Source organism: Herbaspirillum lusitanum (genome assembly GCF_026127345.1).
GTDB lineage: Bacteria > Pseudomonadota > Gammaproteobacteria > Burkholderiales > Burkholderiaceae_D > Herbaspirillum > Herbaspirillum lusitanum.
Window position 1 is genome coordinate 142017 of the sequence record NZ_QXFG01000008.1, and the last position, 12472, is coordinate 154488.

Here is a 12472-nt window from a genome sequence, read left to right on the forward strand (position 1 = left end):
TCGTTCCAGTAAGGAGTCATTCCATGAGCATGCGACCCGTCAAGGTTCCCGGACCTGATCATCCCATTACCATCACGCCGACCGCGGCGCGCGTCGTCGTCTCGCTGGCCGGCCGCACCATTGCCGACACGCGCGCCGCGCTGGCGCTGAAGGAGGCGAGTTATCCGGCGGTGTATTACATCCCGCGTGCAGACGTCGACTTCAGTCTCCTTGAACGGACCGATCACCAGACCTACTGTCCTTACAAGGGCGAATGCTCCTACTACAGCATCCCGCTGGGCGCTGATCGCTCGGTCAACGCGGTCTGGAGTTACGAGGAGCCGTATGATGCGGTGGCGGCGATCAAGGGCCATGTCGCTTTCTACCCGGATCGCGTCGATGCGCTTGAGGTGCGCGACGTCGCCTAGTTGCTCGGGCAGGCATTAAAGATGTCGCGACGGAGGTCGTTACCTGAGGATCATAATAATCAGCGGGAGCAAGTTCATGTTGATCGGCGTAAACGGCAATTTGCCGCAATCGGCGTATGCGGACAACGCGGCAGAAACCAAAACTGGAAGCACCGCGGTTGTCCCGGGCGCCACCGCTGGATCAGCTGCACCATCTGCGCAGCTCGACAAGATCACGCTCTCCGCTGCCGCATTGAGGCTGATCGAAGAAAACAACCAGCTCGCCCAAATCTCTGCGAACTCCAGTCAAATCCCTGTGCCGGTTAGCCCGGACGGCAGGAAAGCCAGGAAGCGCCAGCCCAGTGCCTCGCCGATGCTCGACGTCGACGCGTTCCGCCTGATCCGCGACAAGCTGCGTGCACAGAATCTGGCGATCACGGAGCCGGGCCCGCAAGACAAGAAAAACAAGGATGACAAGGATCAAGCCACGGCGGTGTCGCTGTAAGCAGAGGCAAGGGAAATCGCCGCGATGAATGTTGGCAGAGACAAAACAAATCCCACTCTGCTATAATTGTCGGCTCGTCGGGGCGTAGCGCAGCCTGGTAGCGTACTTGCATGGGGTGCAAGGGGTCGAGTGTTCGAATCACTCCGTCCCGACCAATGGAATCAAACCTTGCGGAGCAATCCGGAAGGAAAAACAGCACTGAATCGGCGTCGCCGGCTCAGTGCTGTTTTGCTGTGGGCGGTCAGAAAAGCAGGCGACCCGAATGGCGCGCCGGCAGAGCGAGCAACGTTGCGTCGCAACGCCGTATCGCGCCGACAGCATCGGAGCGAGAAGCTTTCATGCTAGGATTCTGCGACTTTATGGAGATCGACATGGATACACCTGATGCATGGAAATTGCGCGCCGATGAACTGCGGCTGCAGATTGAGGCCTTGCTGGAAGCGCAGCTTTGCGAGTACGAACTGTTGAATGCGAAGCTGGAAGAGTGGAAGAAAAATCCGGGCGCCGAGTGGTTGACGATGGCCGACTATGAACCCTGGCAGGCGGCGCTCAAATCGCTTGAACTTGCCCAGCGCGAGCTGGATGAGCACATCAGCGTTCGCCCCAAGTAATCATCTGCATTATCCCGCCCCCGGCATGACCGGCGGGCGGCGACGACCTTTTCTTATTCCCTCGAACGATATTTTTCGTGCCTACCTGCGGGTATGGCCGCAGCGGTATACATTCTCTGAGCGCTGTCCCGCGAGAATCCCATCAAACGGTTCCGTATAAGTTACGCGTAAGTTATCCCTTGTAAGCTGGCCAAAAATAGGGGAAGGCTGCGCGCCGATTTTGCTCGAATCAGAACAATGGATAGCGGACGGCGCAGCGTAGTCAGTTTTTCTTCCTGATAAAAGTTGTTCGGATGACATCCGTACATGCCAATCAGACCAAGACCAGGCATGACGGCAACTCGTGAGGAGACTGCTGTATGTTCGAGAGGAAAAGCAGGGCGCTGTCGCGCTCGCTGGACGTGCTGATTCAAGTCGTTGTTCCCATTGCCGTCGGCGCCGGCATCTTCGCCGGTCTCGGCGCGTTGGCGCTGCCGGTATCGTTGTCGCCCTTGTGGCTGGCAGTGATTGCGACGGCGGCGGCGGTGATCCTGTCGCGCCTGACGCGACGCGGCGAATCAGAACAAGGCAGCGGCTTCGTCGACAAGATCGGCAGCGAGATCGACCACATCATGATCGGCGCCGCCGAGACCTCCTATTTCGTCGACTCCATCAAGAACAAGATCGCGCAGGATGTGCAGGCCGCCAACGGCATCGTCACCGGTTCGGAGCAGAACGCCAGCACCACCGAACAGATCGCCGCCAATGCCGAGCGCGCTTCCAAAGTGGCCGCCGACGCGCGCGCCGAAAGCGTGGCCGGCCGCGCCGAAGTGGACCTCGGGCTGGAGCAGATCGGCAAGGCGCGTAGCGATGCTCAGAACGCGTCGGCAATGATGTCGGCGCTGCAGGACAAGTCCAAGCGCATCCACGGCATTACTGAGGTCATCAGCGAGATCGCCGCGCGCACCAACCTGCTGGCGCTCAACGCTGCCATCGAAGCAGCGCGCGCCGGCGAACACGGTCGCGGATTTGCGGTGGTGGCGGGAGAAGTGCGGCAACTGGCCCAGCGCACCAAGGAAGCGACAGACGACATCGGCGCCATGGTGCGCTCGATCACCGAAGAGGCCGAGCGCGCTTCCGGCGGCATGCAGTCTCTCAGCGCCAAGGTGCTGGAAGCGTCGCAGAACGTTGAACGTGTGCATGGTTTCCTCGGCAACATCGAACGTTCCGCCGGGATTTCGGAAGAGGAGATCCAACAGATCGCACGCGCTTCCCGCGAGCATGTCGAGACCACTCATCGCATCGCCGAAGCCATCCTCAAAATTCGTGACGGCATGCTGGCGACCGACATCGAGTTGCCGCGCGTGGCGGCGTCGGCCATGGCCTTGTCGGAACGCGCCGAACTGGTCTATGACGCCATCGCCGCGAGCAACGCCAAGACCCAGCACGACGACATCCAGAAAGTCGCGACCGCTGCGGCCAAGCGCATCGGCAAGCTGTTCGAGGAAGCCATCGGCGCCGGCCGGATCAGCGAGGCGGCCCTGTTCGACCGCACCTATAAACCGCTGCCCAACACCAATCCACCCAAGCACACGACGCAATTCGACGCTTTCACCGACCGTGTCCTGCCGGACGTGCAGGAAGCCATTCTCGAGTCCATGCCGCAGCTGGCGTATGCCGGCGCGGTGGACAACAACGGCTATTTCCCCACGCACAACAAAAAATTTTCCAAGCCGCTGACCGGCGATTACGATACCGACCTGGTCAACAACCGTACCAAGCGCATCTTCAGCGATCGCACCGGAAAGCGTTGCGGGGCGAATACAAAGCCGTTCCTGCTGCAGACTTATAAACGCGATACCGGCGAAGTCATGCACGATCTTTCGGTGCCGATTTATGTGAACGGCAAACATTGGGGAGGCTTCCGCGTCGGCTATCGTTCCAGCCAGGCTCAGGAGGCGGCGCCGGTTCAGGCGGTCGCCGCAACGTCGCCGGCGTCAGCAAAGCAGCTTAAGCAAACGGTCAAGACCGAGAACAGCAAGGGATTGGTGCGCCAGATCTCGGCTTGAACAGCTTGACCGGGCAGGGCAGGTTGATAGACTATTCGACAACGGGGGTAACCTATCGAGAATGCTGAGAATGCGATAGGTCCGGATTAGAAAAGGAACATCAACTTGAAACCTGCTCCGCAGAATAAGCTCGATTCTGTCAAAGAATTCGATTTTACCAATCGCGATTTTGACAGGGTGCGGGATCTTATCTATAAGCGCGCCGGCATTGCGTTGGCCGAAAGCAAGCAGGAAATGGTCTATAGCCGCCTGGCGCGGCGCCTGCGCGCGACCGGCATCGCTTCCTTCGTGCAATACCTGGACCTGCTGGAACGCGGCGGCGACACCGACGAGTGGGAGGCATTCACCAATGCGCTGACCACCAATCTGACGTCGTTCTTCCGCGAGTCGCATCACTTCCCGATCCTCGCCGATTTCGTCAAGACGCTTAAAGAGCCTGCCACGGTCTGGTGCTCGGCCGCCTCCACCGGCGAAGAGCCCTACACCATCGCCATGACGCTGTGTGAAGCCTACGGCACGCTGACGCCGCCGGCGCAGATCATCGCCACCGACATTGACACCAACGTGCTGGCCACCGGCGCCAATGGCGTCTATCCGATTGAGCGCATCGACAAGCTGTCGCCCGAGCGCATCAAGAAATTCTTCCTGCGCGGCAAGGGTAACCAGGAGGGTTACGTCCGGGTGCGTCCTGAATTACGCAAGCTGGTGACCTTCAAACAACTGAATTTGCTGGGCGACAGTTGGCCTGTGACCGGGCAGTTCGACGTCATCTTTTGCCGTAACGTGATGATTTATTTCGACAAGCCGACCCAGAGCAAGATCCTGTCGCGCTTCGTGCCGCTGATGAAGCCGCATGCGCTGTTGTTCGCCGGCCATTCCGAAAACTTCCTGTATGTTTCCGATGCCTTGAAGCTCAAGGGAAAAACGGTCTACGAGCTCGGTGCAGCAACGCAACGCAAGGCGGGGAAATAAGCCATGAGCCAAGGTCAGGACCAATTCGCTTCCAACGTCTACTACGACCGCACCTTCGATTGCGACGCAGCCAAGATATTGCCGGGCGAATACTATTTCACGCACAAGGACATGATGATCGTCACGGTGCTGGGCTCGTGCGTGTCGGCCTGCATCCGCGACCGCGTCACCGGCATCGGCGGCATGAATCACTTCATGCTGCCCGACAGCGGCGACGGCGACAGCCCGATTTCGGCATCGATGCGCTACGGCACTTACGCCATGGAAATTCTGATCAATGACGTGCTCAAGGCCGGCGCCCGGCGCGAGAACCTGGAGGCCAAGGTGTTCGGCGGCGGCAACGTGCTGCGCGGCTTCATCGCCATCAACGTCGGCGAACGCAACGCGCAATTCGTACGCGACTACCTGAAGGCGGAAAATATCCGCGTGACGGCGGAAGATCTGAACGATATCTGGCCGCGTAAGGTATATTTCTTCCCCCGCACCGGCAAGGTGCTGGTCAAGAAGCTCAAACAATTGCATAACAACACACTGGTGAATCGCGAACAGGATTACGCCAGCAAGCTGGTCGCCAAGCCGGTGGGTGGCGCAGTCGATCTGTTTTAAGGTCGGTTGAGTCGGCAGAGAAGGTTTTGTCGGCCCCGTGCGAAGACCGCAAGGGCCAGTTTCAGGAAAGTACGCATCGTATGAAAATTAAAGTATTGATCGTCGACGACTCGGCATTGATCCGCAGCGTCATGAAAGAGATCATCGGCAGCCAACCTGACATGGAAGTCGTGGGCGTTGCCCCCGATCCCATCATCGCGCGCGATCTGATCAAGCAGACCAATCCCGACGTCCTCACGCTGGACGTGGAAATGCCGCGCATGGACGGCCTCGATTTCCTCGAGAAACTGATGCGCCTGCGACCGATGCCGGTGGTGATGGTGTCGTCGCTGACCGAACGCGGCTCGGAAATCACGCTGCGCGCGCTGGAACTGGGCGCGGTCGACTTCGTCACCAAGCCGAAGATCTCGATCCAGAGCGGCATGCAGGAATACACCGAGATGATCGCCGACAAGATTCGCGCGGCATCCAAGGCCAGTATCCGTCCACGCACGATTCCCCATCCGGATGCGCCCAAGGCGAGCGGCGACGGACCGTTGCCGCAGATGCGCAATCCTCTGTTGTCGAGCGAAAAACTGATCATCATCGGCGCCTCCACCGGCGGCACCGAAGCGATCAAGGAATTCCTCATCCGCATGCCGTCCGATTGTCCCGGCATCCTGATTACCCAGCACATGCCGGAAGGCTTCACGCGCTCGTTCGCCCAGCGCCTCGACAACCTGTGCAAGATTTCGGTCAAGGAAGCCGCCGGCAACGAGCGCGTCCTGCCGGGCCACGCCTATATCGCACCGGGCCATTCGCATCTCAAGCTGGTGCGCAGCGGCGCCAATTACATGACGCAGCTCGACCAGGGGCCGCCGGTCAATCGCCATCGGCCATCGGTCGACGTGCTGTTCAATTCGGCGGCGGCCTGCGCCGGCAAGAACGCGGTGGGCGTGATCCTGACCGGGATGGGTAAGGACGGCGCGCTGGGCATGCTCGAAATGCGCAATGCCGGCGCTTACAATTTTGCGCAGGACGAGGCGTCGTGCGTGGTCTTCGGCATGCCGCGCGAAGCGATTGCCGTGGGTGGGGCGCATGAAGTGCTGGCGCTGCAAGCCATGCCGGGCCGGGTGTTGAGTTACCTGGCCGAACACGGCAGTCGTGCATTGCGGGTGTAGTTCGAGTACCATTCAGCCATCCGGAAATTTTGGATCGATTGCTCGCTGTGGGGCCTTAAGTTTTGTCGAATTAGTGTCGTTATCGTCAACAATAGTTTCGAATCAATGGAGTAAAAATCATGGCAGGCCCAAATACCAAGTTTCTCGTTGTAGACGATTTCTCCACGATGCGCCGCATTGTCCGTAACCTGCTCAAAGAGCTCGGTTACACCAATGTGGACGAAGCCGAAGACGGCGTGCAGGGTTTGCAGAAACTGCGCAGCGACACGTTCGATTTCGTGGTGTCGGACTGGAACATGCCGAATATGGACGGTCTGACCATGCTCCAGGAAATCCGCAAGGATCCGGCGCTGGCAAAGTTGCCGGTTCTGATGGTGACCGCCGAAGCCAAGAAGGAAAACATCGTTGCCGCCGCGCAAGCCGGCGCCAATGGTTACGTGGTCAAGCCGTTCACGGCCGCAACGCTGGATGAAAAGCTCGGCAAGATCTTCGAAAAGCTGGAGGCCGGAGGCTAACGTGGATACCGCATCCCAGGAAGCAGTGCCGCCGGACGCGCCGGTAGCCGAGCAGCAGGACCAGTTCCTCGCGCGTATCGGCCACATGACGCGCAGCTTGCATGACAACCTGCGCGGGCTCGGTTTTGACCGTTTGCTGGAAAAAGCTGCCAGCGACATGCCGGACGCGCGGGACCGCCTCGAATACGTGGCGATGATGACCGAGAAGGCCGCTCAGCGCGTGCTGACCGCGACCGAAACCGCTGGTCCGATGCAGGATGCCATCGGCGACGGTGCGGGCACGTTGGCTGCCGAGTGGAAGGCCGTCACCGATGCGCCGTTTTCCGAGAGCGATTACCGCGCTCTGGCGGAAAAGACGCAGGCTTACCTCGGTGCAACACGTGAAAACGTCAGCCTGACCAAGCAGCAACTGCTCGACATCATGATGGCGCAGGACTTCCAGGACTTGACCGGGCAGGTGATCAAGCGCGTTACCGAGGTGGCCCACGACATCGAAAGCCAACTGGTGCAGTTGCTGGTTGATTATTCGCCGCCGGAAGCCAAGCGTGAAGATAGCGGCCTGTTGAACGGTCCGCAGATCAATCCGACCGGTCACAACGTGATCGCCAACCAGAGCCAGGTTGACGATTTACTGGAAAGTCTGGGCTTTTAAGTTGTTTTAACGGCAATTTGCCTGCTCGTAGTATTGCTGCGTGTGGTTTTTGCGACCGCCTGACAGCACCGCAAACCGCCGTCCTGTCTGCCTTCACCCTCTGAAGGCAGATATGGCGCGCTTCCCCTGCCCCGAAATACGGGGCGTTTCGCCCCTTATTCCCGTGATGATTCGAGGCTTCCCTCGCCAATAATTCTGCCTGAGAGTCTCAAAATTCCGCCTTCAAAGCGGAAAGAAGCAATACAGGGGAACGGCAGTGGCCGAAGATAGCGATCAAGAACGGACCGAACAGCCCACGAGCAAACGCATTGAAAAAGCGCGTGAGCAAGGCGACGTGCCGCGCTCGCGCGAGATGGCGACGTGCGTCATGTTGCTGATCGGCGGCAGCACCCTGTGGATGTTCACCGGTCCGCTCGTGACCAGCCTCAATCGCCTCATGGTGTCGACCATGACCTTCGAGCGCGAAATGGCCTTCGATCCTGCCTTGCTGTTCGAACGCATGAGTGGCCACTTCATGGAAGTGGCGATCGCCTGCATTCCCATCGCCTTTCTGATGACGCTGGCGGCTGTGGCTTCGCCGCTGATCCTGGGCGGCTGGCTGTTCAACGGTAGCTCGCTGGAGCCCAAGTTCGATCGCCTCAATCCCATCAAAGGCATCATGAATCTGTTCTCGCTCAATTCGCTGGTCGAGTTGGGCAAGGGCATCCTGAAGAGCGTACTGGTCGGCGTCATCGCGTGGTATGCGATGCGCAGCCATCTCGACGCCGTGCTCAACCTGAGCGTCGAACCGCTCAAGGTGGCCAGCAGCCACATGCCGAATCTGCTGTGGACCTGTTTCATCATGATGGTCTGCGCCTTGATTGGAATTGCCGTGATCGACGTGCCGTACCAGTTGTGGAACTACACTCGCAAGCTCAAGATGTCGCGCCAGGAAGTCAAGCAGGAGCACAAGGAATCCGACGGCGATCCGCTGATCAAGGGCAAGATCCGCGCCCTGCAACGTGCCGCTGCGCGTCGCCGCATGATGTCGGCAGTGCCGACCGCGGACGTGGTGGTGACCAACCCGACTCACTTTGCCGTGGCGCTGAAATACAGCGAGGGCGGTATGTCGGCGCCGCAGGTGGTGGCCAAGGGCACCGAAGCGGTGGCAGCCAACATCCGCAAGATCGCCGCAGAAAACAACGTACCGATCCTCGAAGCGCCGCCGTTGGCGCGTGCGTTGCACTACCACACTGAAATCGGCGACGAGATTCCGGAATCGCTTTACACCGCGGTCGCCGAAGTCCTCGCCTATATCTTCCAACTGCGCACCTACAACAGCAATGGCGGCGTCCGTCCAGAGCAGCCGAGCGACCTTGAGGTGCCGAAGGAACTGGACGATCCACTGTACAAACGCAAGGCCGCCATGGCTGCCGCACAAGCTAGGGCCGCACAATGAACATCAACAGCATGAAACTGCCGGCCTGGGTGCCGATCAAGCATGCGAAGGCGCTCACGGCGCCGATCCTGATCGTCATGATGCTGGCGATGATGGTGCTGCCGCTGCCGGCGTTTGCGCTCGACATTCTGTTCAGCTTCAATATTTCGCTGTCGGTGATCGTGCTGCTGACCGCGCTGTACACCGTCAAGCCGCTCGACTTCGTGGCGTTCCCGGCGGTGCTGCTGGTGAGCACCATGCTGCGCCTGTCGCTCAACGTCGCTTCCACGCGCGTGGTGCTGACCGAAGGCCATACCGGTCCCGACGCGGCAGGTAAAGTGATTGAGGCCTTCGGCCACTTCCTGATCGGCGGCAACTACACCGTCGGTATCGTCGTCTTCATCATCCTGACGATCATCAACTTCACCGTCGTCACCAAGGGTGCCGGCCGTATCGCCGAAGTGGGCGCGCGCTTCACCCTGGATGCGATGCCCGGCAAGCAGATGGCGATCGACGCCGATCTCAACGCCGGCATGATCGGCGAGCCGGAAGCCCGCGCACGCCGCAAGGAAGTGGCGCAAGAAGCCGAATTCTATGGCGCCATGGACGGCGCCAGCAAGTATGTGCGCGGCGACGCCGTGGCCGGCATCATCGTGACCGTGGTCAACATCGTCGGCGGTCTCGTGGTCGGTATGGTCCAGCATGACCTCGCCTTCGACATGGCGTTGAAGAACTACACGCTGCTGGCCATCGGTGACGGCCTGGTCGCACAGATTCCTTCGTTGATCATCTCGACCGCCGCCGGTGTGGTGGTCTCGCGCGTGGCCAATGACCAGGACGTCGGCGGCCAGCTGATCAACCAGTTGTTCGCCAAGGCGGAAGTCCTGTACCTGACCGCGATCATCATCGGCGGCATGGGCATGATCCCGGGCATGCCGCACATCGCCTTCATCATCATCGCCGCTCTGTTGGCTGCTGCGGGTTACTCCGTGAACAAGCGCAAGGAACAGGCCGGTGCGATCGCCGAATTGCCGGCGCCGGTCACGACGCCGCAGGAAATCGAAGAAGCCACCTGGCAGGATATCCTGCCGGTTGACACCCTTGGCCTGGAAGTCGGCTATCGTCTGATCCCGCTGGTGGATAAAGGGCAGGGCGGTGAACTGCTGCGCCGGATCAAGGGCATTCGCAAGAAATTCGCGCAGGAAGTCGGTTTCCTGTCGCCGCCGGTCCATATTCGCGACAACCTCGAACTCAAACCGTCGGCCTATCGCATCGCCTTGAAGGGCGTGGAAATCGGCAAGGGAGAGGCCACTTTCGGCCAGTTCCTGGCGATCAATCCGGGCATGGTCACCGGCCCGCTGCCGGGCCTGATGACCACCGACCCTGCGTTCGGCCTGCCGGCGGTCTGGATCGAAAGCAACATGCGCGAAATGGCGCAGACCATGGGTTACACCGTGGTCGATACCGGCACCGTCATCGCTACTCACCTCAATCATTTGATCACCGTCCACGCGGCCGAATTGCTGGGTCGTCAGGAAGTGCAGCAATTGCTCGATCACATCGGCAAGGACGCGCCGAAGCTGGTCGAGGATCTGGTGCCGAAGGCATTGCCGCTGGGCACGGTTCAGAAAGTGTTGCAAAACCTGCTCATCGAAGGCGTGCATATCCGCGATATGCGGACTATTATCGAAACCCTGGCCGAGCATGCGCCGCGCGTGCAGGAGCCGAACGAACTGACCGCCATCGTGCGCATTGCCCTGGGCCGCGCGATCGTGCAGCAGATTTTCCCGACCGAGAGCGAGCTGTCGGTCATGACGCTGGACAACAAGCTGGAACGTCTGCTGATGCAGGCGATGCAGGCAAGCGGACCGGAGGGCGGCGGCATCGAGCCTGGTCTGGCCGATACACTGATTACCCAAACAGAAAACGCAGCACGTCATCAAGAGCAGTTGGGTTTAACCCCGGTATTGTTGGTCCCGGGTCCTTTGCGGGCATTGCTGGCGCGCTTCTTGCGACGCGCAATGCCTCAACTCCGGGTGCTTTCACACGCTGAAGTTCCTGATTCGAAAACGATTAAAGTTACCAGCCTAGTTGGAGGGCAAGCATGAACGTCAAAAAATTTATTGCAGGTTCGTCGCGAGACGCATGGCGCCAGGTGCGCGAAGCGCTGGGACCTGACGCCGTCATTCTCTCCAACCGGAATATCGACGACGGTGTCGAGATCCTGGCCATGGCCAACGAAGACATGTCGTCGCTGGTGGTGCCGGCCATGTCCAAGGACGCCGTGCCGCGTCCGGCCGTGCGCCGACCGCCTGCGCCGCAACAGTCGCTGCAGGCTGCCGTGCCGCGCACACGCGTCGAACAGCAAGCGCAGAGCCCCGGCGCATCAATGCCGGTCGAACACAATACGGCGCAAGCCGACGCCCGCGTCTGGCGCACCCGCAATGCCGCACGCGCCAGCGCCAAGGAACAGCAGGCACAAGCGCTGACGCCGGCGCAAGTCGCTGCCGGCCCGAAGGCAGCTGCCGCCTCTGCAGCTGCAGCGCGTCCGCAGCAGGCCGGCGTCATGGCTGAATTCGACGGCAAGGATTACGACGAAATCCTGTCCGACGTCATGAGCGAAATTCGCTCCATGCGCGGCGTACTGGAAACTCAACTGGCGGAAATCTCCTGGGGCGGCACGCAAAAGCGCGAGCCGGCCAAGGCCGCGATCATGCGTGAAATGCTGGCCGCCGGTTTCAGCGCCAGCCTGTCGCGCCTGATCACCGAGAACCTGCCGCAAAGCCCGAAATCGCAAGACGCCATGTTCTGGGTCAAGTCGGTGCTGGCCAAGAATCTGATGACCATGGCCAACGAAAACGAGTTGCTGGAGGAAGGCGGCGTCTATGCATTGGTCGGTCCTACCGGCGTTGGCAAAACGACCACGACCGCGAAACTGGCGGCGCGTTGCGTGATGCGTCACGGCCCCGGCAAGCTGGCGCTGATCACCACCGACGGCTATCGTATCGGCGGCTACGAGCAACTGCGCATTTACGGCAAGATTCTCGGCGTGATGGTGCATTCGGTCAAAGATGAATCCGATTTGCGTATCGCACTCGACGAACTGCGCGGCAAACATACTGTCCTGATCGATACCGCCGGCATGGGCCAGCGCGACCAGATGGTAGCCGAACAGGCCGCCATGCTGTCGGGCGCAGGCACCGACATCAAACGCCTGTTGTGCCTCAATGCAACGGCGACCGGCGGCACGCTCAATGAAGTGGTAAGCGCCTATTCCGGCGATGGCCTGGCAGGTTGCATCATTACCAAGCTCGACGAAGCGGCAACCATCGGCAACGTGCTCGATGTTGTCATCCGTCAAAAACTGAATCTGTATTACGTCGCGAACGGTCAGCGCGTGCCGGAAGATTTGCATGTTGCCAACAGGTTGTATCTGGCTGACCGCGCCTTTAAACTGAAGCGTGAAACTGCGCCGTTCGAGTTCCAGGATGCCGAGTTGCCGGTGGTAGTCGGACCGACGGCCACGGCCATGAATGACAAAAGCCTGCGGGAGGTGATCCTTGGCTAGCTATGACGTTGATCAAGCGGAAGGACTGCGAC

The 12472-nt window shown here is 60.1% G+C and carries 12 protein-coding genes and 1 tRNA gene; all 13 read left to right on the plus strand.

The genetic code is table 11. From position 1 onward, the window contains the following. Window positions 1-23 precede the first annotated feature (23 nt). The 13 genes from DXT88_RS09070 to flhF all read left to right on the plus strand — a co-directional run bounded on the left by DXT88_RS09070 (window position 24) and on the right by flhF (window position 12440). Window positions 24-407, plus strand: coding sequence for a DUF427 domain-containing protein (locus DXT88_RS09070; protein WP_265212847.1), 384 nt, complete (start codon window positions 24-26; stop codon window positions 405-407). 76 nt (window positions 408-483) lie between these two features. Then, window positions 484-891 carry a hypothetical protein gene (locus DXT88_RS09075; RefSeq protein WP_016836274.1) on the plus strand — a complete coding sequence of 136 codons (408 nt, stop codon included), beginning with the start codon at window positions 484-486 and terminating at the stop codon, window positions 889-891. Window positions 892-969: 78 nt separating this feature from the next. Beyond that, window positions 970-1046, plus strand: a tRNA-Pro gene (locus DXT88_RS09080). A 216-nt stretch (window positions 1047-1262) separates the two neighbouring features. Then, window positions 1263-1502: a hypothetical protein gene (locus DXT88_RS09085; RefSeq protein ID WP_040503839.1), complete on the plus strand. Its 240-nt coding sequence runs from the start codon at window positions 1263-1265 to the stop codon at window positions 1500-1502. Between the two features lie 359 nt (window positions 1503-1861). Further along, on the plus strand, window positions 1862-3550 hold the full coding sequence (locus tag DXT88_RS09090; protein WP_265212850.1) for a methyl-accepting chemotaxis protein: 1689 nt from the start codon (window positions 1862-1864) through the stop codon (window positions 3548-3550). A gap of 105 nt (window positions 3551-3655) precedes the next feature. Next, on the plus strand, window positions 3656-4522 hold the full coding sequence (locus tag DXT88_RS09095) for a CheR family methyltransferase (RefSeq protein WP_016833986.1): 867 nt from the start codon (window positions 3656-3658) through the stop codon (window positions 4520-4522). A gap of 3 nt (window positions 4523-4525) precedes the next feature. After that, entirely contained in the window at window positions 4526-5128 is a 603-nt protein-coding gene (gene cheD / locus DXT88_RS09100; protein WP_016833985.1) for a chemoreceptor glutamine deamidase CheD, read from the plus strand. An 80-nt stretch (window positions 5129-5208) separates the two neighbouring features. Further along, window positions 5209-6288, plus strand: coding sequence for a protein-glutamate methylesterase/protein-glutamine glutaminase (locus tag DXT88_RS09105; RefSeq protein ID WP_265212855.1), 1080 nt, complete (start codon window positions 5209-5211; stop codon window positions 6286-6288). 119 nt (window positions 6289-6407) lie between these two features. Then, complete coding sequence (gene cheY / locus DXT88_RS09110; RefSeq protein WP_016833981.1) at window positions 6408-6803, plus strand: chemotaxis response regulator CheY; 396 nt, start codon at window positions 6408-6410, stop codon at window positions 6801-6803. Then, window positions 6757-7455 (plus strand): protein phosphatase CheZ, encoded by a 699-nt coding sequence (gene cheZ, locus DXT88_RS09115; protein WP_407649295.1) that lies wholly within the window; start codon window positions 6757-6759, stop codon window positions 7453-7455. Before cheY ends, cheZ begins: the two co-directional genes overlap by 47 nt. 256 nt (window positions 7456-7711) lie before the next feature. Further along, entirely contained in the window at window positions 7712-8893 is a 1182-nt protein-coding gene (flhB, locus tag DXT88_RS09120) for a flagellar biosynthesis protein FlhB (RefSeq protein WP_016833979.1), read from the plus strand. Next, window positions 8890-10980: a flagellar biosynthesis protein FlhA gene (gene flhA, locus DXT88_RS09125; RefSeq protein WP_016833978.1), complete on the plus strand. Its 2091-nt coding sequence runs from the start codon at window positions 8890-8892 to the stop codon at window positions 10978-10980. Before flhB ends, flhA begins: the two co-directional genes overlap by 4 nt. Then, entirely contained in the window at window positions 10977-12440 is a 1464-nt protein-coding gene (gene flhF, locus DXT88_RS09130) for a flagellar biosynthesis protein FlhF (RefSeq protein ID WP_265212862.1), read from the plus strand. Before flhA ends, flhF begins: the two co-directional genes overlap by 4 nt. The last annotated feature ends 32 nt before the right edge of the window (window positions 12441-12472 follow it).